The sequence below is a fragment of the Paenibacillus sp. FSL F4-0122 genome (genome assembly GCF_038002845.1).
Classification (GTDB): domain Bacteria; phylum Bacillota; class Bacilli; order Paenibacillales; family Paenibacillaceae; genus Paenibacillus_AQ; species Paenibacillus_AQ odorifer.
Window position 1 is genome coordinate 3,667,179 of the sequence record NZ_JBBODI010000001.1, and the last position, 25,185, is coordinate 3,692,363.

15 protein-coding genes and 1 other annotated feature are annotated in these 25,185 nt (G+C 44.1%); of the genes, 10 read left to right on the top strand and 5 right to left on the bottom strand.

Annotated elements, in window-relative coordinates; translation table 11 throughout:
* The first annotated feature begins 73 nt into the window (after nt 1–73).
* The gene (gene bglX, locus MHH49_RS15820; RefSeq protein ID WP_341138255.1) at nt 74–2,242 is read left to right on the top strand and encodes a beta-glucosidase BglX; all 2,169 of its coding nucleotides are present in this window, start codon (nt 74–76) and stop codon (nt 2,240–2,242) included.
* Between the two features lie 46 nt (nt 2,243–2,288).
* Nucleotides 2,289–5,633: a GH36-type glycosyl hydrolase domain-containing protein gene (locus MHH49_RS15825; RefSeq protein WP_341138256.1), complete on the top strand. Its 3,345-nt coding sequence runs from the start codon at nt 2,289–2,291 to the stop codon at nt 5,631–5,633.
* 61 nt (nt 5,634–5,694) lie between these two features.
* Here MHH49_RS15825 and MHH49_RS15830 read toward each other — a convergent pair whose 3' ends face one another.
* A complete protein-coding gene (locus MHH49_RS15830) occupies nt 5,695–7,560 on the bottom strand; it encodes an arginine--tRNA ligase (RefSeq protein WP_076101006.1) in 1,866 nt (621 codons plus the stop codon).
* A gap of 40 nt (nt 7,561–7,600) precedes the next feature.
* Nucleotides 7,601–7,819: a binding site (T-box leader), on the bottom strand.
* 278 nt (nt 7,820–8,097) lie between these two features.
* Between MHH49_RS15830 and MHH49_RS15835 the strand changes: the two genes are divergently transcribed.
* Both MHH49_RS15835 and MHH49_RS15840 read left to right on the top strand, forming a co-directional pair.
* Nucleotides 8,098–8,451, top strand: coding sequence for a hypothetical protein (locus MHH49_RS15835; RefSeq protein ID WP_076101005.1), 354 nt, complete (start codon nt 8,098–8,100; stop codon nt 8,449–8,451).
* A 493-nt stretch (nt 8,452–8,944) separates the two neighbouring features.
* Nucleotides 8,945–9,799 carry a hypothetical protein gene (locus tag MHH49_RS15840; protein ID WP_341138257.1) on the top strand — a complete coding sequence of 285 codons (855 nt, stop codon included), beginning with the start codon at nt 8,945–8,947 and terminating at the stop codon, nt 9,797–9,799.
* Nucleotides 9,800–10,078: 279 nt separating this feature from the next.
* Here the strand turns inward: MHH49_RS15840 and MHH49_RS15845 are convergent, their stop codons facing one another.
* Complete coding sequence (locus MHH49_RS15845) at nt 10,079–11,605, bottom strand: glycosyltransferase (RefSeq protein WP_076099422.1); 1,527 nt, start codon at nt 11,603–11,605, stop codon at nt 10,079–10,081.
* 136 nt (nt 11,606–11,741) lie between these two features.
* Here MHH49_RS15845 and MHH49_RS15850 point away from each other — a divergent pair, with 136 nt between their 5' ends.
* The 3 genes from MHH49_RS15850 to MHH49_RS15860 are packed head-to-tail and all read left to right on the top strand — an operon-like array spanning nt 11,742 to nt 14,437.
* On the top strand, nt 11,742–12,602 hold the full coding sequence (locus tag MHH49_RS15850; protein ID WP_076099423.1) for a glycosyltransferase family 2 protein: 861 nt from the start codon (nt 11,742–11,744) through the stop codon (nt 12,600–12,602).
* A 48-nt stretch (nt 12,603–12,650) separates the two neighbouring features.
* On the top strand, nt 12,651–13,787 hold the full coding sequence (locus MHH49_RS15855) for a DegT/DnrJ/EryC1/StrS family aminotransferase (RefSeq protein ID WP_341070661.1): 1,137 nt from the start codon (nt 12,651–12,653) through the stop codon (nt 13,785–13,787).
* A complete protein-coding gene (locus MHH49_RS15860; RefSeq protein WP_076106018.1) occupies nt 13,784–14,437 on the top strand; it encodes an acetyltransferase in 654 nt (217 codons plus the stop codon). The genes MHH49_RS15855 and MHH49_RS15860 overlap by 4 nt, the downstream gene beginning before the upstream one ends.
* 138 nt (nt 14,438–14,575) lie before the next feature.
* Here the strand turns inward: MHH49_RS15860 and MHH49_RS15865 are convergent, their stop codons facing one another.
* Nucleotides 14,576–16,114 (bottom strand): class I SAM-dependent methyltransferase, encoded by a 1,539-nt coding sequence (locus MHH49_RS15865; RefSeq protein ID WP_341138258.1) that lies wholly within the window; start codon nt 16,112–16,114, stop codon nt 14,576–14,578.
* Nucleotides 16,115–16,684: 570 nt separating this feature from the next.
* Here MHH49_RS15865 and MHH49_RS15870 point away from each other — a divergent pair.
* The 3 genes from MHH49_RS15870 (at nt 16,685) to MHH49_RS15880 (ending at nt 20,994) form a co-directional block, all read left to right on the top strand.
* On the top strand, nt 16,685–17,044 hold the full coding sequence (locus tag MHH49_RS15870; RefSeq protein WP_076099427.1) for a hypothetical protein: 360 nt from the start codon (nt 16,685–16,687) through the stop codon (nt 17,042–17,044).
* A gap of 45 nt (nt 17,045–17,089) precedes the next feature.
* Entirely contained in the window at nt 17,090–19,198 is a 2,109-nt protein-coding gene (locus MHH49_RS15875; RefSeq protein WP_341138259.1) for a collagen-like protein, read from the top strand.
* A gap of 563 nt (nt 19,199–19,761) precedes the next feature.
* Nucleotides 19,762–20,994 (top strand): exosporium glycoprotein BclB-related protein, encoded by a 1,233-nt coding sequence (locus MHH49_RS15880; protein ID WP_445667570.1) that lies wholly within the window; start codon nt 19,762–19,764, stop codon nt 20,992–20,994.
* A 73-nt stretch (nt 20,995–21,067) separates the two neighbouring features.
* Here MHH49_RS15880 and MHH49_RS15885 read toward each other — a convergent pair whose 3' ends face one another.
* Together MHH49_RS15885 and MHH49_RS15890 are read right to left on the bottom strand one after the other, a co-directional pair.
* Entirely contained in the window at nt 21,068–24,412 is a 3,345-nt protein-coding gene (locus MHH49_RS15885) for a DEAD/DEAH box helicase (RefSeq protein ID WP_341138261.1), read from the bottom strand.
* An 81-nt stretch (nt 24,413–24,493) separates the two neighbouring features.
* A complete protein-coding gene (locus MHH49_RS15890) occupies nt 24,494–25,183 on the bottom strand; it encodes a TetR/AcrR family transcriptional regulator (RefSeq protein ID WP_341138262.1) in 690 nt (229 codons plus the stop codon).
* Nucleotides 25,184–25,185: the final 2 nt, after the last annotated feature.

Below are 25,185 nucleotides of genomic sequence, written 5' to 3' on the forward strand. Positions count from 1 at the left end.
CCCGCGTGCAATTCTTGCACACGGGTTTTTCCATTCATAGGCATCGGCAGAATTGAACAATGGAGGATTTGAAATGAATGAGCAGCAACTGACTACCTTGTTGAACCAGATGACGCTTGAAGAAAAGATTGCACAATTGCAGCAGCTAGCCGCTAATTTCTATGAAGGGGCAGAGGATGGAGGACAAATCACTGGCCCTATGGCATCCATGGGAATTACGGACCACATGATCGAGAGCAGCGGCTCTGTACTTGGTCTATCAGGTGCAGCGCAAGTCATTGCGGTTCAGGAAGCCCATTTACGCAAAAATAGATTGGGCATTCCCTTGCTGATGATGGCGGATATTGTGCATGGCTTCAAGACGATTTTTCCGGTCCCGCTGGCAATTGGCTGCTCTTGGGATATGGATCGCGCAGAGCTGAGCGCCGAGATTGCGGCTAAAGAAGCGGCAGTCTCCGGTGTGCACGTTACTTATGCGCCAATGGCGGATCTTGTACGGGACCCGCGTTGGGGAAGAGTAATGGAATCTACAGGAGAAGATCCATATTTGAATGGTAGGTTTGCCCGTGCGTTTGTGCGCGGATTTCAAGGAAGCGACTTGACTGGTGATGTAGATCGTCTGGCGGCTTGTATTAAGCACTTTGCTGCCTATGGTCTATCCGAAGGCGGTCGTGATTATAATACGGTGGATTTATCGGAACGGCAGCTGCGTGAATATTATCTGCCGGCCTATCGTGCAGCACTGGATGAAGGTGCAGAGATGGTCATGACTTCATTTAATACGATTGATGGGATTCCGATAAGCGGCAACGTCAAGCTGCTTCGCCAGCTGCTTCGTGAAGAATGGGGATTTGATGGCGTATTGATTTCGGATTGGGGTGCAGTGAAGGAACTGATCCCACATGGTGTCGCCGAGGATGAGGCTGAGGCAGCACTTAAAGCCATCAAAGCTGGTGTAGACATCGAGATGATGACGGCTTGTTACGTTCATCAGCTTCCGGCGCTTGTTGCAGATGGGCAAGTAGATGAGAAGATTATTGATGAAGCTGTGCTTCGTATTTTGAAATTGAAGCAAAGATTGGGCTTGTTCGAGCATCCGTTCCGCGGAGCTGACGTCGAGAAAGAGCGTGAGGTAATCTTCTGTGAAGATCATCGAAATGCGGCGCGTGAGTTGGCGGCTAAATCCTGCGTACTGCTCAAGAATGATCAGGTTCTGCCGCTTGCTGCAGAGCAACGGATTGCGCTAATTGGACCGTTTGCTACTAGCGGAGATATTCTTGGACCGTGGTCGTGGTTGGGTTCAACGGAAGAGGCAAGCCGTCTTGCACCGGCGCTTCAAGCTCGCGCAGGTGCGGGTAAGATTACTGTTGCAGAAGGTTCTGGAGTCGATAGCTTTACAGAGGAACAGTGGCTGGAGGCGGAAGCGGCTGCTAAGCAAGCTGATGTGATTGTACTGGCGCTTGGTGAACATTCAGAGATGAGTGGAGAAGCGGGCAGCCGTTCAGATATCCGTTTGCCGGAAGCGCAGCTTGAGCTTTTACAACGTCTGAAACAGCTGAATAAGCCTATCGTGGTGGTGTTATTTAATGGACGTCCACTAGACTTGGCCGGTGTGTACGAGCATGCAGATGCTATTCTGGAAGCCTGGTTCCCGGGCAGTGAAGGCGGAGCGGCAATTGCCAGTCTACTTTATGGAGATGAGAATCCTTCAGGAAGATTAACGATGTCTTTCCCGGTATCCGTTGGGCAGATTCCAGTCTATTACAATCATTTCAACACTGGACGCCCACTTCATGCTCCGGGTGCCGACAAACGTTATGTCTCGCAATATCTGGATATTCCTAATGAGCCGCTTTTGCCATTTGGTTTTGGACTATGCTATACGACATTTAGCTATAGTGAACCAATTCTGTCCGGTGATATCATGACTGAAAATCAGCCTATTGAAATAAAAGTTACGGTGACCAATACTGGAGAAGTAGATGGGGAAGAGGTAGTGCAGCTGTATATCCGAGACATTTCCGGAGAGGTCGTCAGACCAATGAAGGAACTGAAAGATTTTGCCAAAATCAACCTCTCACCAGGGGAAAGTCGTGAAGTGACCTTTACCCTTACCGAACAGCAGCTTCGTTATTATCATAGCGATCTAAGCTTTAGCAGTGATCCGGGACGATTTAAATTATTCGTCGGTTCGAACAGCAATGAGGTTAAAGAACGGGATTTTTGCTTAACATTAGCATAAGTAGAATATATACGGCAGTAACGCCGTAATGGAGGAAGTGTAAAATATGACTACTAATTTGAATACTAACATCCGTTTAAACGCCGGGGATCTATCCTTCACTTTTACAAACAGCGGGGACTTGTTCCAAGTCCTTTACGAACGGACAATGATCAATCAATTGCTGCCAAGCATTGTGGACGGCTCATTATCCAATCTATATTTGCGAGTGCACAATGATGGAAACATTCAAGCCATTCCTTTGCTTGGCATTCATTCTTCAAGCACTGTACGTAAGGCTGGAAACCGTTTGGTTTGGGAAGGTACTGCGGAAAATATAGAATATCAAGTTATTTTCACCCCTACTGCAGGAGGAACTTGGTTCTGGGATGTGAAGCTTACTGGACAAAATGCAGAGGTAGATCTCGTGTACGGACAGGATGTAGGGATTGCTGATATCGCCGCTGTCCGCAGTAATGAAGCTTACTTGTCACAGTATATCGATCATGCGGTATTTGAGGATCAATCCAAAGGGTACGTTGTTTGCTCTAGACAGAATCAGCCACAGGGCGGGAAATTCCCATATCTGCAACAGGGTTCACTTACCAAGGCAACGAGCTTCTCAACAGATGGTTTTCAATTCTTTGGACTGTCCTATAAAGAAACCAACCAACCAGAGAGCTTGGGTCGTGAGCAATTAAGTAATGAAATCTATCAATATGAATTCGCATATACTGCGCTGCAATCGGAACGGGTGAAGCTGAGCGGGGAAACACGGTTTGTGTTCTACGGATTGTTTAAGCAAGATCATCCAGAAGCGATCACTGCGCTAGAATTTGCTAATGATATTGCTGCGGCTTGGGACGCTGTTAAAGATTTACCTTTAGAAGCTGAAGCAGCACTTGAACGTTCTTTCTTCTCGAAGGAGCTGGGAGCACCGCTGGCTGCAGATTCGCTGACAGAGAAAGAGATCGAGGTCTTGTTTCCGGTTCGTTATCAGGAGGAGAGAGAAGGAGACACACTACTTTCCTTTTTCACGGAGAATTATGAGCACGTAGTATTAAAAGAGAAAGAAATGCGCGTAGAACGGCCACACGGTCATATCCTGATGAGTGGGGATAACGCTCGACTTAATGATAAGGTCATCACAACAACTTCTTATATGTACGGGATCTTTAACTCCCAGGTGGTAATTGGAAATACCAATTTCAACAAGCTAATGTCCAATCCAAGAAATGCGCTTAACATTCCAAAAGCTTCAGGACAACGCATTTATGTAGAGTGGAACGGTGAATATCGTTTGCTGACCATGCCTTCTCTATTTGAGGTTGGCTTCAACTATGCTCGTTGGTATTACAGAACAGATGGTGAATGCTTCATTATTACGAACTACACCACCGAAGATTCGCCAGAGATATTCCTGAATGTGCGTTCGGAAAGCGGACGAGCTTATCGTTATTTAGTCACTAATCAAATCACCATGAACGTTAACGAATACGAGCTTCCATATCAAGCTAAGCAAGAAGGTGGAGCAGTAATCTTCTCGGCTGACAGAAGCGCACTAAGTGCTGGTGAATATCCTGACTTACAGTATAAATTACAGGTACAGGGTGCGGAGTTAACTCTGCAGGATGAAGGTAGACTTGTCTCTCCTGTTCAACCAACTGAAGCACCGTTAGCAGTACTGGAGCTGTCTGCCAGCAGTGAATGGACCTTGAATATTCAAGGCCTTCTGGATGGTAAGTCACTTGCTCCAAGAAATCGTTCAGCTGAGGAAGAGATTTCTGCTTATCGCGCGTTTTATGCTGGTGTGATGAATGGATTCCGCCTGACGCTTGGGGACGGAACAGAAGGTGAACTGTTTAAGGTTAACGCTCTGACTTGGTGGTACACACATAACATGCTGGTTCACTATTCGGTTCCACATGGTTTAGAGCAATATGGTGGCGCTGCTTGGGGAACACGGGATGTATGTCAGGGACCTGTGGAATATTTCATGGCTACGCAAAAATACGAACAGGTTCGTGAAATTTTGCTGACGCTGTATAGTCATCAATATGAAGATGATGGCAACTGGCCACAATGGTTCATGTTTGATAAATACACGAAGATACAACAAGAAGAGAGCCATGGAGATATTATTGTGTGGCCGCTTAAGGTGCTTGGAGACTACTTGGCAGTAACTCAGGATTACAGCATCTTGGGAGCAACAGTGCCGTATACCCGTAAGCACAGCTTTGACTTTACAGAAGAAAAAGCGACGTTGCTGGATCATGCGCGGAAGGAAATTGCTTATATTAAGGATCATTTCCTGCATGACACACATCTGTCTTCTTACGGTGATGGAGACTGGGATGATACACTCCAGCCTGCAAATCCACAGCTGAAGCAGTATATGGTTAGCAGCTGGACAGTGGCGCTTACCTATCAGACACTTAATCAGTTCTCAGAGGTACTTCGTTCAGTTGATCAAGCTGAGGCAGAGGAACTGAAGGCGATGGTGGAAGGAATCCGTAAGGATTTCCATACTCATATGCTTCAATCCGAAGTGATTCCTGGCTTCCTGTATATGGAGGACCCTGAGCAGATTAAGCTTATGGTGCACCCAAGTGACACAGAAACAGGTATCCAGTACCGTCTGCTGCCAATGACGCGCAGTATGATCAGTGAGCTGCTTACTCCGGAACAGGCCGAAGCACACTATGATGTCATTCAGGATAAACTATTCTGCCCTGACGGTGTACGTCTGATGAATCGTCCAGCTCAATATGTTGGCGGGGTCAGCACTCATTTCAAACGTGCGGAGCAAGCGGCTAACTTTGGCCGGGAAATTGGACTTCAGTATGTGCATGCACATATCCGTTATGTAGAGGCTATGGCCAAGCTCGGTAAAACCGATCAGGTCTGGAAGGGTCTGGCAGCGATTAATCCGATCGGAATCCGCGATGTGGTGCCAAACGCTGAACTACGTCAAGCTAACTCCTATTTCAGTAGCTCGGATGGTAAATTTAACACCCGTTATGAGGCACAGGAGAATTTCGATAAACTGCGCAATGGTGACGTAGCTGTTAAAGGTGGCTGGAGAATCTATTCCAGCGGTCCTGGGATCTATATGAACCAGTTAATCTCGAATGCACTGGGGATCCGTACGGAAGGTGGAGACTTAATTGTTGACCCGATTCTGCCGGAATCGCTGGATGGAATGCACTTTAGCTTTGAATATGCAGGCACTAAGGTAGATTTTATCTATCATCTTACAGGTCGTGAGATCAGTCGAATTACTATCAACGGTACGGAAGTGCAAACAGAAGGTACACCTAACCGCTATCGTAGCGGTGGTGTTCGCATCAAGCGTGCGGACTTTGACCGTCTCAGCACGGAAGCTGGAAATGTGATAGAGATTTATAAGTAACATTATATATAGAAGGGCAATCTCCGCGTTAAGCGCGGAGATTGCCCTTTTTTTGTGTTTTTTACATTCGGCTCGGTGTCGGTAACCCAAGCACTTCGAGCACATCTCCCAAGATGTCCTTGAATCTTGAAGTGAGCCAGAGGCGGAATTCGATCGTGGCTGAATCGCCTTTTAGAATTGGACATACAGAATAGAAGTTGTTGAACAGGGTAGCTAGGGTATGGGCGTAAGTGCAGAGCGTATTTGGCGTTAACTCTATACTTGCTGAATGTAATATCTCCGGCCAGAGGCTTAGCTGTCTTAGCAGCGCAAGCTCTGCTTTTTCCAACTTGGAAGGGAACTGAAGCTGTGCGGCAGCTGTAAGGATTGGGATCGTAGCTTTACTCAAAACGCTTGTCGCACGCGCAAAAGTATACATCAGATAAACTCCGGTATTGCCGGATATTTCGGTAGCCTGTTTGAAATCAAACACGATTTCCGTTCCTAAATTAAACCGTAGCAGATAGTAGCGAATCGCAGCAGTGGCAATCATTCGGCTGGAGAGGCCGTCTTTATCGGAACGTGAGTGTTCGATGTTCTGTTCCATGAGTTCCACCAGATCGCTTACCTTAATCCCGATTCCCTGTCGTCCGGACATAGCATAAGAAGATTTGCCTTCTGAAATATCTATACCCAGCTCGGCAGCCGAGGCGGGACTAAGAGATACAACACCATAACTCACATGATGGAGTTTGTCTGCTTGCTCGTTATAACCTAGTGCCCCTAAGGCTTGCTTAACCATCTGTTGTGGATATTCCTGTCTGTAATCAATCACATTGATGACTCTGTCCGCCTGCCCATAAGACTCTTGGGTTCCAGTTAATCCTGTTGTCCATAAACCGGACGAGAATTCGCTATAGGAGAAATCTTTGGTTAAAAGACCAAATTTCCAGAGATGATAGGCAATATCTTTGGCTGTATACGTTAAAATCCCATTCGAACGCACCAGCACCTTATCGAGATGATGCTCCTCTGAATCCGCTCCAATGTTAGCCTCTGTTCCTTGCTTCAGCACCCAGCAGCCTGCGAGTTTACCTTCAGTCTCTTGTACAAAAACGGCTGTCTGCTTCAGTAGCTCAGCTGCGGCTGCCCAAAATCCCTCTTTTAAAATACTGCTCTCCCATACCAGCAAATCATAATAAATCCCAAAATGTTTCATTTCCTCTACATGCTCTCTAACGATACGTTCAGCTACAAGGTTGCCCAGCCAGGCTTCATTGCCGCCACCTTGTTCAAGGGAGTGCAGTATATCTGTGCGCTTGTGTGTCATCTCAGGGTTCAGCGCATATTCTTTGTTCACTTTGGCATAAAGATCCCAGCAAAAATCACCGAAACGTTGATGTTCCCCTTCTAAAGGTATATTTAATAATCCAACAACTGTATCCGCCAGCTGATTGCCGAGATCATCAATGTAGTTATGGACCTCTACGTTATACCCAGTTCTTTTCATAATTCTGACTAGAGTATCGCCAATACAGGCGTTTCTTAGATGACCTACATGAGCGGCTTTGTTGGGGTTGATAGAAGTGTGCTCGATGATGACTTTTTCCCCAGTGCTGGCAGGCAGTTCAAAGGAATGTTCAGCCCAGCTTTGCCAATTCATATACAAATTGATAAATCCGGGAGCAGCGACTTCAACTTTTTGCAATAGACCGGCGAAACGCCCTTTGAATTGAAGTTCTGCTTTCACTAATTCTGCTATGACCATTGGGGATTTACGTAGAGTTTTGGCTAGCTGCATAGCGATATTACATGAATAATCACCATGTTCTAGATTTGCTGGCTGTTCGATCAGAATGGCAATGTCCTCTGGATAGTCAGCTCCTAAAGTATTGAATACACGGTGTACACTGTGCTTGATTCCGTCTTTGATGATTTGATCTAACATGGTATACCCTCCTTTGAAAATACAAAAAAGCCCTCGTCTCAAAAGAGACGAGGGCTTTAGCGCTCGCGGTACCACTCTCGTTGCTGAACAAGTTGTTCAGCCACCTTACGGGATAACGGCCTTCAGCCGGGACTTCCTACTAAGATTCAGAAGTCCATCTCACGGGTGCGCTTCATTAAAGGAATCTGTACCGGCTTACACTCTCCCGGCTCGCTGAGGACTAGATCTCGTTAACTACTCTCCCGCTCATCGATGCTTGAATAATTTTTATCAGTATAACTAATATTTCGAAAAAAGCAAGGGTGGTGGAGCTAATCCCAATTTTCTTGAGCATCTTGCAGGGATTTAGAAGTCTCAAAAACTATCAAATCATAGCTAAATCAATATAAAATTTTTGGGCATTCAAACAATCAAATGAAACCAATCATTAATACAATACAAGGGGAATTATTAACCTTTTCCCAATTTTAAATTTTGTATTTTTTATTTGTAAATCTGAATTTTTGAAAAATACTTAATAAAGGAGGGAATAGCTCAATGGCAGTATTATCAACAGGACCCATTGCAAATGATCCTGTTAGTGGTGTCAGAACAATTAAAACGGTTATTATCAAAATTGTAAACCGTGATTCTATCAATTTTTCTTCTGTTCATATTCAAGGTTACAAATTAAACAGTCTCAGAACACTCTACGTACTAGAAGAAATATCTATTGCACCCAATGAAGTTATTACGAGAAATTTTGGAGCAGACTTTGATGCATATGAATTCGTGTTCACCACAGACGGTTTTGCTGAAATAAGCACTGAGATTTCAGTTTGGGGGAGAAACGAAAGTGGTGCAATTATCGATGTTCAACGAGTTGTTGCAGAGGAGCAGTCAGAAACATAAATTCAACATATATGCAGGGTAATAACCACATTCTTAATAGATAGTTGAAACATATTATAAAAAAGAGCAGTTTAACAAGAAATCTTGATTAACTGTATTTTCCAGAAAGGAGGGAGTGCCGTAATGGCAGTACTATCAACAGGACCTATTGCTAATGATCCGGTTAGTGGTGTTAGGTCCACTCAAACCGTGTTAATCAAACTGGATAATCGTGATCCTGTAAATTTTTCTAATGTTGTTATCGAGGGCTTTCATTTAAATGGTACCAGAATATTATATGTACAAGAATTAGTAACCATAGGTCCTAATGAAGTATTATCTAGAAGCTATTTCGCTAATTTCGATGCAATAGAGTTTGTCTTTACCATAAGTGGACCAGCTGAGAATGAAACACAAATTTCTGTATGGGGTAAAAATGCTGCTGGGGAATTCGTGCCTGCCCATCGATTAGTCTCTGATGAACTTTTAGGAACCGAGATCGCAGGCCCTCAGGGTGATACTGGACCGCAAGGAGACCAAGGACCTCAAGGGCCTCAAGGGGACCAAGGACCGCAAGGTGATCAAGGACCTCAAGGCGTACAAGGACCGCAAGGTGATCAAGGACCGCAAGGTGACCAAGGACTTCAAGGGGACCAAGGACCGCAAGGAGACCAAGGACCGCAAGGTGATCAAGGACCGCAAGGTGACCAAGGACTTCAAGGGGACCAAGGACCGCAAGGAGACCAAGGACCGCAAGGTGTACAAGGACCTCAAGGGGACCAAGGACCTCAAGGCGTTCAAGGACTTCAAGGAGTTCAAGGCGTACAAGGACCGCAAGGTGATCAAGGACCACAGGGTGTTCAAGGACCGCAAGGAGACCAAGGACCGCAAGGTGATCAAGGATCTCAAGGCGTACAAGGACCACAAGGTGATCAAGGACCGCAAGGTGATCAAGGACCACAAGGTGATCAAGGACCTCAAGGCGTACAAGGACCACAAGGTGATCAAGGACCGCAAGGTGATCAAGGACCACAAGGCGTACAAGGACCTCAAGGCGTACAAGGACCGCAAGGTGATCAAGGACCACAGGGTGTTCAAGGACCACAGGGTGATCAAGGACCACAAGGAGATCAAGGACCTCAAGGCGTACAAGGACCACAAGGAGATCAAGGACCGCAAGGTGATCAAGGACCTCAAGGCGTACAAGGACCACAAGGTGATCAAGGACCTCAAGGCGTACAAGGACCACAAGGTGATCAAGGACCACAAGGTGATCAAGGACCTCAAGGTGATCAAGGGCCTCAAGGCGTACAAGGACCACAAGGTGATCAAGGACCTCAAGGACCTACAGTGTTATAATAGATCCTGAGGGATTCAAGTTAATGGTGTACTTTAATGGGGCTGTCCCAAAAGTATCTTTGGAATAACCTAAGTGCCAAACATTACTGAAATACGAATGGACGAAGGAGCTAAGCGGTTTGTAGATGCTTAGCTCCTTCGTGTTTTTTTTGCGTTCACTGAAGCCTTCTTTAGTAGATTGTGGGCAAGAGAAAGCCACCCGACCTCTATACTTACTTTTGGTAAGCGATGAAGTAGGGATCTCTTAAAACCACGGTTATTCTTTATATCGCCAAACACAGGCTCCGGCTTACGGTAATACAACCACCTTTTCCTTACACGAAGCAATGTATTTGGCATATTGTATACAAGTTTCGAGTGAATCCTTTTGCTGCATCGGCCACCATCGAATGGCACCGGTAGGAGCTTTAGAGGCATAGATTTCAACTTCCTCCGGAATTCTTCCAACAACCACTATCTCTGTGTTCCTAAAATTGTTTTCAACAGCCCTTTGGAGTGTTTTCATTAATTGGATGTGCTCTTCAGGACAACTATATGGAATCGGAAACAGTATTGAGTAACGGGAAGAATCCTCATGAATCACATGTGCAGATTTCCGGGCAGGATCATTAACGGAGGTCTCCCATATGCGGTTATACGGTATTTTTTCCGGTAAATCAAGCTCGATTAATCTCATTGTAATTCTTTGATTGTATGCTCTCTTTAATTGCCGAACCAGAATTTGAATCTGTTTATTCCTTAAAAAAGTGGTATTATTCCCATGTTCATTGCGATATTGGATGTATAACAAATCAGGGATCTGTACAATTTTAGTACAAAGAAATGTACGTACCAGCATGTCGTAATCATCTGCTACCAATAATTCATCTCGATGTCCTCCGATTAGATGGTAGCAATCTCTTGTCCAAGCACGAGGGTGATTAGGCAAACCGACAAGGTGAGAAATGGTCTTCCCGTTAATAGTTGTATGTTTCTGAGCATTTTGCCAGCGGTTCATGTCATGCAGCCAGACCCGGTAATGAATACTGTAACCAAAGCCGCAGTCCCAACCGTACCAATGCGCATAGTTACTTTCTGCAAACACCTCGGCACAATCCCCATATACAAATCCACAATCTGGATTTTGCTTAAACGCACTGACGATTTTCTCAAGGCATTCAGCTGTCAGCTCATCATCATGATCGACTTCTACTAATATTTCTCCTCTGCATAGCCCTGCAGCATACCTTTTATTTGCCCCGATATAACCATTACGTGAGTCTTGACGATATCTGCGAACACGATAGTCATTTAGTGGAAGTAAATATTGTCTATATGTCTCATCATCATCACCGGAATCATCTACGATTACCCATTCCCAATTTGTATATGTCTGTTTCAATAAGGATTGATAAGGCCGATCAATTTTCTCTTTGGATCTGTAGGCGGCAGTAAATACGGATATTAAGGGTGTGCCTGATGAAAAACGAGTTGGAGGAATCATCCGATTCTCTGGGAGAGGGTCTGTAGCTTTGAGCCAGCAGAAAAATAAATGTTCAGGCTGAATTTCGTTAGGTGAATGAAAGTGCAACCAGCGTTTTTTTTCATGCTTAGGCAATTCAATAAGAGCACTAAACGCGCCCCAACCCTCACCCAAAGAAATATAAATGTGAGGTCCTTGGAAAAAAGTCTCTTGTAAAGGATGGCCTGCTGCATACTGATTTACGGTAATATGGCTTTCTTCCATTCTCTCTACAAACCTTTCAAGCTCTTTCTTTAACACCGTATCAGCTACAAAAAGATGAGCTGTCAATAATGGAGTGAAATCGAGTGACATGAACATTCCCCTTTACTAGTTGTGAAGACATTTTTATCATCATTTCGATGCCTCATTAATATATATATGGGAGTGTTTATGTGTATGTTAGCAAATGAAAAAAATCCACATTGCCGAATTAGAAAGGTGGATTCATGTGAAATACCCTTTAGTGAGTGTAGTAATACCTGCTTATAACCGACCGCATACGCTTCAAATCGCCATTGATAGTGTACTCGAACAGACCTATCCGAATATAGAAATCGTCATCTGTGATGATAGCTCGAATAATAATGTACAAGAGATGCTAGTTCCCTATTTAAATGCGTTTCCTCAAATAAAATATTTCAAAAATGAAAAAAATCTTTTTCTTGAAAATTGGCATAAGTGCTATAACTTGGCATCCGGGGAATATATCAATTACTTAATGGATGATGATGTATTTCATAAAGAAAAAATTGCAAAGATGATCTGCTATTTTCGAGAATTTGAAAACATTACGCTGGTTACCTCATACCGACAAACGATTAATGAATCAGGTGTAATTATCCCTCCTCTCTATGCAACGAATAGGTTATATCAAGAAACAAGGATCATGGACGGTAAGCAGCTTGCAAATATTGCATTAAGTCGTTGCTTAAATGTAATAGGTGAACCTACAACGGTATTATTCAAAAAAGCCGATCTTATCGATCGATTTGGAGTGTATTCAGGAAAACAGTATTCTCTTCTCAATGATTTAGCCTCTTGGTTAAACTTACTATCCAAAGGAAAAGCAGTGTATATTCCAGAACCTCTAAGCTATTTCCGCATACATCCTAATCAAAATAATCAAACACTTGGTCCTAATGTATTCTCTGAATGGTTGGATATTATTATCGCCGCTAGAGATGATGGATTTCTAGAGACAAATGATTTATATAAAGCTGCACTCCATTCTTATCTTAATCGTGTAAAAGATCATCATCAATTTTTTAATGATATCAAGCGAATTGAAATGATATTAACAACCTTATAGAAACTCCTATCTTAGATTTAATTGTTACAAATGAAGGAGGGTCCGTTCATGTTTGAAATCCCCTTTTTACGACCTAACTTAGTAAAAAAAGAACAATTTCTTACTTACTATGAGAAGATTGAGGCAACCCGAATCTATTCTAATTATGGACCCTTAAACGACCTATTTGAAGAACGTGTCATTACGGAAATGTTCGGAGGGACCGGTTCCGCTGTGACCGTTCATAATGCTACTGTCGGACTTATGGTAGCAATTTCTCAATCCAAGCGCTCCAAAGGAAAATATGCAATTATGCCAAGCTTCACTTTTGCTGCCACCCCCCTTGCCGCACAATGGTGTGGACTTGAACCTTATTTCCTAGACATTGAACCGGACAATTTACAAATGAATAGGGAGCAATTAGAACATACCGTCAAACAGCTTGGAGATGAGGTTGCGGTTATTGTTCCTTATGCCACATTTGGTACAGCCATAGATTTATCGTTATATAATAGGCTAATGCAGCAAGGTGTTCCAGTAGTTATTGATGCTGCTTCTAGTTTTGGCACTAAAACCTTAGAGGAGGCCACTCATTTTGGCAAAGGCTTCGGAGGAGCGGTAGTGTTCAGCTTTCATGCCACCAAATCATTCGGAATTGGAGAAGGTGGATTGGTCTACAGTATGGACCAGGAGCTTATTAAGCGAATACGTCAAGCAGGGAATTTTGGCTTCTCCAGCAACAGAGAGTCCGTTATCCAAGGGTTAAACAGTAAGATGTCAGAGTACACCGCAGCTATTGCCTTAGCTACTCTAGATCAATTCCCCTCCATACAGGAGAATCGAAAGGCGATTTATGAAATGTATCTTCAAGAACTGGACAAAGAAGGTTTATTTGAACAGGGCTGGTCCATGCATAAATCACAAGGATCTGTTGTTCATCAATTTATTTCCATCCTCAGTCCAGAGTCCCATAGCAACAGTGAAGTAGTCGAAAGGTTATCCTCTAACTCCATTGAAGCCAGAACCTACTTTTCCCCGGCATGTCATCAACATAAGCAATTCCAAGGTTATCCCAGAGCATCCGTGAAGGTTACCGAATATACCGCCGAACATATTGTCAGCTTACCCTTGTGGGAGGAACTGGATGAGGTTAAGATTCGAAGAATTACTAAATTTCTTGGAAACTTGGGAGAAGCTAACCGATGAGAAAACTAGTCATTTGGGGATCTGGTGGTCATGCCAGAGAGATTAACTGGTTATGCGAAGAATTAGACGTTCAAGTAATGGGATTTTTAGACGAACGACCTGAGTTCAAAGGCCGGATTGTCGATGGCGTTCCCGTTCTGGGAACTTTGGTTGATATTGAGCTATTAAAAAACGAGGTAGAGCTAGTATGCGCCGGGGTGGGTGATACGAGTTTGAAAAAAAGATTCGTTCATGAAACCATCCAATCAGGATTCCGTATTGCATCCCCTTTGATACATCCCCGTGTTCGAATCTCTCAAAGTAACATCATCGGAGAAGGAAGTATGATCTTTCAAGGGGCTATCTTATCTGGAAATATCAGGATCGGCCAGCATGTTATTATTAACCAAGGCGTTAGTCTCAGTCATGATGTAATAATTAGTGATTTCGTAACTATATCTCCTGGTGTTAATGTAGCCGGTAATGTAACCATTGATGAAGGCGCTTATATTGGTATCGCTGCTTCGGTCCGTGAGAAACGCCATATTGGTTGTTGGTCTACGATTGGTGGAGGAGCGTTTGTCAAAGACGACGTTCCCGATTTTACTTTGGCTGCTGGTATCCCTGCAGTCGTTAAGAAAAGATTTAACTCAACTTATTATGAACCTTAGGGGCGTTTGAGCTTCTCGGACAAATTTCTCACGATACAATCGATCCGGTGATGTGCACCTGAATATGTTTCATAGGCATATCTCTTAGATTTGAGATATGCCTATGGTCATATCACTGGTTTAAAGTGTTAGGTAGATTCAAAGATATCTTGGTAGTTGATTTTTCACTTTAGTAAACTCTTCATCATAAAGAAAATCTAAAAGCTGGTTACATTTATCTACACTTTCAATTAGATATTTCTTCTTCTCAAATTGATTAAATGTCTTATTTCCAGTCCAAATCCCATCATCGTGCTTTCTATAAACGGTCATAGGTTTATTAATATAACCGATGTCTCCAAACTGAGAATAGAATATATTTAATATCCAATCCCCAACAAAGGAGGAGGTAAATAGATCATCTGGGATTTGATTCAGGTAGCTCGCATCGTAAAAACAACAGGAGATGTTTCCGATTATATTAGACTGAATGATATCTACAGTAGTATAAATCTCTTTAGTTTTAGCGTGCTGTAAGGGATGAGGTCCAAATACACCTTGGTTCTCCCAATATAAAATAATACTATCAAACGAAAGTGCACATTCTGGATGGCTTCCTAAGAAGTCTATGTGCTCTTGCAGCCTATGTTCTTCATTCCAATAATCATCACCATCGATTAATGCTAAAAAGTCACTCCCTTGGCAAGCTTCCAATAGGCGTTGTAAATTCTTAACCATTCCCACATTTTCTTCACCCTTTAAGAATACAAGGTTTACTCCATTAGGAATCGGAGAGCTTTTAATAAACGACTCGATATACTCGGCTGTTTTGTCTGTCGATTTATCGTCACAGATAACGATTTTTAAATTAAAGTCACCTTTTTGAGTCACAATAGATTGAAGACATTGTTGAATATATTTTTCATGGTTATATGCAAGAACACCTACGTTAACCGTAGGTTTCTTTTTTTGTATTTGTTGTTCAATATTACGGAGCTTAGTATAAAGACTTTTTAGCTTTTTTGAGGTTAAATTTGCAAGGTCTACATTTTTTTGAGTTTTTTCTTTTTTCATTAGAATTCCATAATACATCGTTTCGAATAAAACAATATAATCCTGTTTAATATCGTCATAGCATTGTCTTACTGAATCCCAATGGATATCATCAAAAACAATGAATCCCCCGTCTTTAATAAGCGGAGCATAATTGGTGAGATCCTCAAGAACATGCTTATATTCATGATTGCCATCTATATGGAGCATATCAATTTCGATATGTTGTAAATCTATAACAGCTTCGGATGAGGTTTTTCGGATTAATTCAATTACATTTTTAAGTCCAAATGCTTCTCGCTTTAAAATAAAATTTATATATAGATCTTCGAAATTTAATTTTTCAACAAAGTGATTTACTTGATCTCTTAAGTTTTCATCAATATTGTATTGCATGGCTTCACTGAGCTCATAGGGGTCTATTCCATAAGCAGTTCCAGTATTATCTTTAATAGCTTGTGATACAGAAAAGATACTTCTTCCTTTATAAACACCAATCTCCACATAATTCTTAAGGTCGAATTTCTTGATTAAGTATGCCATAACATAACATTTATTCAGAGGGCTCCCCCCTCCAAAATCATGTAAGGAAGAATCAGTTTGTATTTCCATAATTCTTTGAAACAAACTATTCCTGTTAATCATTATTTACCCCCTCATGATCCAGACAATTGTTGTACAACCTGTCTAGCTTCACCAACCTGAGCAGTACACCTTTTTATAGGTGAGCTACACATTTTTTAGAAGTTTTTTGGAAAGATGTACTTCAAAAGAATTTATCTAATTATTCTATTCCGTCTGAGGATTTTTGTGACATGAAAATTAATATAAGTGAAGAATAGCTCTGAAGACATGTTCTGGTTTAGCTATAAGGCACATCTTTTGATTGATTGCAAAAGTCAGTATATCTTAACAGCGCTGCTTTCTTCCGGCAACGTTGTAAGGATAGCGATACAATAACAGTGGATTTTGAGCTTGCTTGTCTAATGTATACAGCATGTAAATTAACAGTTTAGTAGATTGCGGGTATAGGAAATGAGTTCTTCAATAAAAAAATCTGACAATTCTATGTAAAAACGTCCACACGTAACTTTAAGCTACGAATATTTCTGTATAGAGCTGTATAGAGCAGTATATAGCTAATCATTTCGAATCATAGAACTAATGTTGCCGTACTAAACTTTCAATTTGTAATAGAGGGGAGGAACAAAAAAGATGGCAATATATACAACAGGACCTATAGATAACAGTTCTTTTATGGGAGTTAGAGAGACACAAATCGTAACAGTGAACATAGTAAATCGCGATGCTATCAATCCTTATAACCTTGTAATTCAAGGTTTTGTATTAGATGTAGTAAGAACGATGTATGTGAATGAAACAGTAAATCTAGCACCCAATCAAGTCTTAACTAAGAACTATTTTGCCGACTTAGACGCATTTGAATTTGTGTTTACAACAGTAGAAGAAGTTGAAGCAGAGATTGGGATTTCAGTCTGGGGAAAACAGAATTCCGGAGCATTGGTAGATCCTCATCGCATAGTTGCATGGGAGAAGCAGGCAGTATTAATTTAATAATTTTTTTAGTGAAACAGTTAACGTTAAAGGAGTGATGAGGAATTGAGTTATTTATCTACCGGACCGATAGACAATAGTATGGTAGGGGGTGTAAGACCTACTCAACATGTCACTGTCAAAATTGATAACCGAAGTGACGTTGATTCATCAATGGCTCTTGTTCAAGGATACTATATGGATGGGACAAGAACTTTATATGTAAGTGAGCTGGTAAATGTAGCACCTAATGAAGTCATAACACGTGATTATTATGCTGATTTTGAAGCGTTCGAATTTATATTTACAACTACAAGTCTGGTAGATGATCCGATTCAAATCTCAGTCTGGGGAAAAAATAGCGTTGGCCAAATCGTGACTGCGCATCGACTTGTGCATACAGAGTTACTTGGTGCAACGCAAGGTATAACTGGCGCGACAGGAGCAGATGGAGCAACTGGGGCGACTGGTGCAACTGGAGCGGATGGAGCAAGGGGAGCTACCGGGGCAGGAGTGACTGGAGCAACTGGAGCCGATGGAGTAACAGGTGCAACTGGAGCGGATGGAGCAAGGGGAGCTACCGGGGCAGGAGAGACTGGTGCGACAGGAGCCGATGGAGTAACAGGTGCGACTGGAGCAACGGGAGCGGATGGAGTAACGGGTGCTACAGGAGCAGACGGAGCAGGAGAGACTGGAGCAACTGGGGCGACTGGAGCAACGGGTGCAACTGGAGCGGATGGAGCAACGGGAGCTACAGGAGCCACCGGAGCAGGAGAGACTGGAGCAACTGGAGCGGCTGGAGCAACGGGTGCAACTGGAGCGGATGGAGCAAGGGGAGCAACCGGGGCAGGAGAGACCGGAGCTACAGGAGCAGATGGAGCAACTGGAGCAACGGGTGCTACAGGAGCCACCGGAGCAGGAGTGACTGGAGCAACTGGAGGCGATGGAGTAACAGGTGCAACAGGGGCGACCGGAGCAGGAGTGACTGGAGCAACAGGAGCGGCCGGAGTAACAGGTGTAACGGGGGCAACAGGAGCAACCGGGGCAGGAGTGACTGGAGCAACGGGAGCGGCTGGAGCAACGGGAGCTACAGGAGCCACCGGAGCAGGAGTGACTGGAGCAACAGGAGGCGATGGAGCAACTGGGGCGACTGGAGCAACAGGAGCGGATGGAGCAACAGGAGCGACCGGAGCAGGAGAGACAGGGGCAACAGGAGGCGATGGAGTAACAGGGGCGACTGGTGCTACAGGAGCCACCGGAGCAGGAGTGACTGGAGCAACAGGAGCAGATGGAGCAAGGGGAGCTACCGGGGCAGGAGTGACTGGAGCAACAGGAGCAGATGGAGCAACAGGTGCGACTGGTGCAAATGGAGCGGCTGGAGCAACGGGAGCCGATGGAGTAACAGGTGCAACAGGGGCGACCGGAGCAGGAGAGACCGGAGCAACGGGGGTAACAGGAGCGACCGGAGCAGATGGAGCAACTGGCGCAACGGGTGCTACAGGAGCAAATGGAGCAACGGGAGCCACCGGAGCGGCTGGAGTAACAGGTGCGACTGGAGCAACTGGGGTAGCTGGGGCAACCGGAGTAACCGGAGCAACAGGAGTAGCTGGAGTGACCGGGGTAACAGGTGTAACTGGAGAAACTGGAGCAACGGGGATAGCAGGAGCAACAGGAGCAACCGGACCGAACGTTCAAGCTGAGGGATTTTCTGCACGTCTGTCATCTTTGGCAGTTGCTGCTTCTTCTCAACTTACGGGATGGACTGTGACTTCTCCTTCTTTTACTAGTCCGTCCTTCAATCCAGTTTCGGGTAATTACACAGTTCCAACAACAGGCAGATATTCTATTGAAGCGACCATCAACTATTCCACAACGGCTGCGCTTTCGATAAGTCTTGGGGCAGGAGTCAATCCTGCTTTCGTAGTTCAGAGAACTACCCCTATAGCAACAAACTTAATAACTGGTTTGTTCCCTATACTGGACGTGAATGTTGCGCTTGTATTGAGTTTAAGAGCAATATTAGGAAGCGGAACAGTAACGCTAGCTGGAGAATTTTCACTGACGGCTGGGGATGTTATTGGATTGTTCTATGTAGCGAATGGCTTGACCTTAAATTTGAATCTGGGTGGTGCCAACACATCAGGGATTGTATGGTCTATTCATGAATTAACTTAAATTATCTCTAAGTTAGATGTATAAAATAGGGGTAACTCGGTAGCTATTAGTATGGCTTTCCGGGTTATCTCTATTTTTGTTAAGGATATGTCGCGAGTCGACTGGAGCGAAAAAATGTTTTTTAGAATTATATCTTACTGTACTACCACTATGAAAATTCAAGCGACTTCAATGTTTCTAAAATATATTGGTAGTTTTTAAATGGATGTCCACACCTTAATTCAAAATAAGAATAATACTATAAAGAGCCAAAAAATATGAACTGATTTGTAGGCTCATAGATTATCAACTTAGAGCAGGTGGGAGGAATGATTATAGATAAAAACCTAGTTTATACGAAACTCTTGAGGATAGTTTTGTTCAGGTGAGTTGATTTTCGAAATTCAAATAATACGAGTATTATAATTTCATAAAAAATGAGGTGTTGAAAATTGAGTCAACTATCTACTGGTCCCATAGAAAATAATCTGGTAGGCGGCGTAAGACCTACTCAGCTTATTACTCTTAAAATTGTTAATCAGAGCGATGACACTCCGTCAACGGTTCAAGTCGAAGGTTATTATATGAATGGGACAAGAACTTTATATGTAAGTGAGCTGGTTAATGTAGCTCCTAATCAAGTAATTACTAATGACTATTATGCAAACTTTGATTCATTTGAATTTTTATTCACAACACCTACTATGATTGATGATCCCATTCAAATTTCAGTTTGGGGAAAAAGCAGCACAGGCCAACTAGTGACTGCTCATCGCCTTGTCTACTCTGAATTATATGGAGAAAATATAGGAATTACAGGTGCTACTGGGGCTACAGGAAGCGTTGGTGCAACGGGAGCCACAGGTGCTGGCGTAACCGGAGCCACAGGTGCTGGCGTAACCGGAGCTACAGGAAGCGTCGGAGCCACGGGAGCGACAGGAAGTACTGGCGTAACGGGAGCGACAGGAAGTACTGGCGTAACGGGAGCGACAGGAAGTACTGGAGCAACGGGAGCAACAGGAAGCGCTGGAGCAACGGGAGCAACAGGAACTGCCGGCGTAACGGGAGCGACAGGAAGTGCTGGTGTAACCGGAGCGACAGGAACCGCTGGAGCAACGGGAGCAACAGGAAGCGCTGGAGCAACGGGAGCGACAGGAAGTGCTGGCGTAACGGGAGCGACAGGTGCTGGCGTAACGGGAGCGACAGGAAGTGCTGGCGTAACGGGAGCGACAGGTGCTGGCGTAACGGGAGCGACAGGAAGTGCTGGTGTAACCGGAGCCACAGGTGCTGCTGGCGCAGGCGCAATCATTCCATATTCTTCTGGACTTCCAGTTGCTATGACCACTGTATTAGGGGGTCTTTTGAATACTTCAAGTGCAGTTGGTTTTGGTAGCAGTGCGACCAATATCAGTATTACAGGCGGTACTATAGATCTTACTGGAGCGGCTGGAACCTTGCTGAACTTTGCGTTCTCGGTTCCTAGAACAGGAACGCTTACGTCTATGGCAGCCTATTTCAGTGCGACATCTTCCGTTAGTTTGGTGGGTTCTACGGTAACAATCACGGCTCAATTATACAGATCTACTACACCTAACAATACCTTCACAGCAGTACCTGGGGCTTTAGTTACGTTAAGTCCTCCGCTTACAGGATTAATTGCTCTTGGAACTATTAGCAGTGGTAATACCACAGGCTTAAGCATTCCTGTAACTGTGGGAGAACGCTTGTTGTTGGTCTTCACTTCGACGGTCACGGCTGGCATTGACGTTGCAACTACTGTTGCTGGCTACGCTAGTGCAGGAGTTACAATTGCATAATCTGAAGAAAAGGGATATCCCGATAGCCATAGAGGCTGCAGGATATCCCTGATTTTTTCTCAAACATTGTTATTTAGATCATCAGAATCTCCCGGATGTCTTGCTCTGTGAGGGTAGACAAGCTTTCCTGACCTGGCTGGATGACCTCATCGATCAAGTTCTTTTTCTTCTGCTGCAGCTCATACATCTTGTCCTCTACGGTGCCTTGGGTGACGAGACGAATTACTTGTACTACATTTTTCTGTCCGATACGGTGAGCCCGATCCGCAGCTTGCTGCTCGACGGCAGGGTTCCACCAAAGATCGTAAAGGATTACAGTGTCTGCCCCAGTTAAGTTGAGCCCGGTCCCGCCGGCCTTTAAGGAGATTAAGAAAATATCACGCTCTCCTTCATTAAATTTATTACATAAATCTACTCGTTGAGAAACAGGCGTTTGACCATCTAAATAAAAGTATGGAATGCCCTGATATCCTAGTTCACGTCCAATCAGGCCGAGCATCTCTGTGAATTGTGAGAATACTAACATACGTTTACCCGAACTGCGACATTCTTCTATAATTTCGAGCAGCTGCTCGAATTTAGCAGAGCTTCCTTCATATCCATCGACAAAAAGAGCAGGGTGGCAGCACAACTGGCGCAGACGAGTTAGTCCCGCCAGAACTTTGATCCGATTATTATTGCCGAAGCTATCTTGGGTCAAATGCTTAAGCGCCTCTTTTTTCAAACGGGCGAGATAAGCTACATATAACTTTTTTTGCTCCGGCAGCAGTTCACATGCTTGTACGGATTCGATTTTGTCCGGAAGTTCCTTTAACACATCACTCTTTAAGCGCCGCAGCAAAAAGGGACGCGCCCGCATCGCAACCGTTTCTCTTGGTAAATCATGAAAAGCTTTTTTGCCTGGAAACAACCCAGGGAACACGGTGCCGAAAATGGACCATAAATCTTCCAACGCATTCTCCACGGGAGTACCCGTAAGTGCAAAACGGTGCCGGGCTTGTAGCGCCATTACAGCTTGGGCTGTCTGTGTAGTATGGTTTTTTATAGTTTGTGCTTCATCGAGAATCAGAGTATGAAAAGACTTTTTAGCATACAGCTGAACATCTCTGCGAAGCAACGGATAAGAAGTGATGATTACATCAGCTTTTGCTGTATTTTTTAAAATCCGCCCGCGTTCAATTAGACTACCGTCTGCAATGACAGCTTTGATCTCTGGTGTGAATTTTTTAAGCTCATTAAGCCAGTTATAAGTGAGAGACGCAGGAGCGACAATTAGGGCAGGCAGTCCATTCTGACGGATCTCTGGAAGTTCTGACAGGAGAAAAGCGATACTTTGCAGCGTTTTGCCTAACCCCATATCATCCGCCAAAATACCACCAAAACGGTAATGGGCCAACGTCTTCAGCCACTGAAACCCATACTGTTGATAATCCCTTAGCACAGGAACCAGACTGTCAGGTATAGGAAAATCAAGATTCTCAGGATTCCGCATGTTCGCAAGTAACCTTTTAAAGGATCTGCCCAGCTTAATGGAGTCACTCTTAGCATCCGTGGAGGTCAAATGTAACCCGCGAACAACGGGCAGAGAAAATTCCACCCCTTTGATCTCACCTTCCCGGATGCCTATATCATTCATAAAGGTAATGATTTCTTGAAGCTCCTCGCTCTCCAGTGGTAGCAGGGCCCCATCAGGCAAGCGGTAGTATCTGCGTTTTTCCTGCAGGGATTTCAGAACCATAACAATCTCAGCTTCTGGAATCCCGCCCATATCGAATTTAAAATCAAGCCAGTCCGTCTTTTCATTCCAACTAATGCTCACCTTTGGGGGTGTAGTGCTCGTGAACAGTCTTGCTTTGACTGCGGAGGTCGCATAGACCGAAAGCAGCGGTTCCAGCAGCGGAATGGTATGGTACAAAAAATCGTACTCGCCCTCTTCGTCTGTCATAATATATCCGCCCTCAGTTTTAGCGAAGGATTCGTGCTCCATCAGCTCCAGAATGCGGGCTTCTCCCTCCCCGTCTCGCAAAAGAATCAAATTCGTCCCGCGAACATGGGCTTTTTCATCTAAGGGATTGATCACAATGTCACCATATTGGAACTCTAGTCCGGCGAGCAGCCGATCTCTCACACGGTCCAGATAAAGTCTCGCGATAAGCCTATGTTGGACAATCCGATCCGCGATGGAATCGGCGATATGGACGTTGCCTAGCTTTTTCAGACCAGGAATAACCTTGTCCATAAAAGACTCCATTTGCTCGGGGGCAATATCGATACCATTTCGGCGGGAGGAATCCAGCATTTTTTTCATTTCAGCAAGGCGTATGCATTCTTGAGGGGATAGCTTCAGCAACTTACCTTCCGTTAGTACTATCCCGTAATCTTCTAAGACCGAAATCTGCTCAAGTCCTTGAATATCCAGATGATATCCATCCTCTTCTGCCTGTTCAAATTCAAAGCTGAGTGGAGGCGCCTCATTAGACACAAGGATGCCTTCGTACAGCACCTCTTCTTGTTGCAAAAATACCGAAGAGACCTCTGAAAGCGCAGGCTGAAGCGACTCCCAGAAAAAAGGAGGGACGGCCAGCAAACGATCTCCCCCAATACTTCCCCCATATGGTGAGTAAGGAGTTACGTTATCGCGGTACATTTTTTCATTTGATACAATATCAATCAGCTTCTGTAGAACAACATTGTCTTCCTTCCGAAAGCTGTAAATGGCAGGATCATAGATAAAATGTTTCGAGAACTCAAAGGATTCTCCGCGGTGTACGCTTTCTAGAAATCCCCTTATTTTCTGAACAATATATAGACGTTTTGGACCGACTTTCATTTCTATACCCAGCATGGTGTGGCTGTAACTATAAGTGAACGGCTTGCATGTAAACTCTATATTTAGAGGAAGTCTGTTATCTACAAAAGCCCCCGTACCGCTAGGACGCGGTGTATGGTTGCTGAACATCCCCAGTAGGCTGCTCACGAGCTGTTGATCTCTGGACTTTCCCCCGTTGTCTTGCGCAGTATCTGTAAAAATACGTGGGGTTAGAATCTCAGTATCTTCTATAGAGGACAGGTGCGAAGCTCCGGTAGGCTCTGAACGATCTCGGCCAGTTTTAAGGGCGTCAACGTTGATCAGCACAGCCGCGATATGTTTACAGAATGGCCCCCCATGGGAGTAGGCTGGACAATTACACTCTGCCTGGACATCCCCATCAATATCAATGACCACCATAACTTCATAGTCGATCGCCCCCTGAACAATGGCTTCATATCGAGAGCGGGGCAAATCTGGAATGGAGACATTGTATTCTTCAACTTCAATTATATCGACACTTTCAGTTTGGTAATAAGCTAATCCTTTTTCAAAAATAGACTTGCCGCACAGCAGTTTGATTACCCGTTCTGATACACTAAAGCCCATAACATAATTCCTTCCTCATAACTTGATCTTGAAAAGTCCGAATTTAATATAGTACTTATGATAACAGAACGGGCGTGCGCATCAAATAGGGGGTGTTGTTTTACTTATTCCATGCATGATAAAAGCGATCGTCAGGTTGATTTCTTCCTCGTCGTTCCAGTCCTTATCTGGCTGCAGCAGCAAGCGATTCATCAAATAACCTACGACAGATGAGAGTGTGAAGCGTATAAGTGTGGGTGTAGGCACCTCGATGATTTCACCCTTTTCCTTAAAATGTTCAACAATATCAATCACGCGCTCCAGTATTTTGCTAAGAATATTCTCTACAAACTGCGCTCTAACTGTTGGCTGAAAAGGAATCTCCTGAATAAGAATCTTAAGAATTTTAAAATTCTTGCGGGCGAAATCCAGCCGATTGATCATAAATGCCCGCAGGAACTCCTCAAAGCTGTCGTAGGGCATATCAAGCACGCCGTTGAAATTCCGCAGCACAAAAGGCGCAAGCATGCGACTCATGGTAGGACCTACTATGGCAAGCAGCAGATCATTTTTAGTCTTGTAATAGCGAAAAATCGTTCCCTCCGCCACGCCCGCCTTCTGAGAAATTTCACTCGTGGATGTCGCAGAGTATCCTTTTTCGGAAAACACCTCAATCGCCGCTTGTAGAATAGAAATCTGCTTCGGTGTCAGTTTCTCGTCTTTGCTAAGGGTCAGCAACTCTTCTATCCACTGCTCTTCTATATTTTGTTCCGTAGAAACTTCCTCTTTCATTA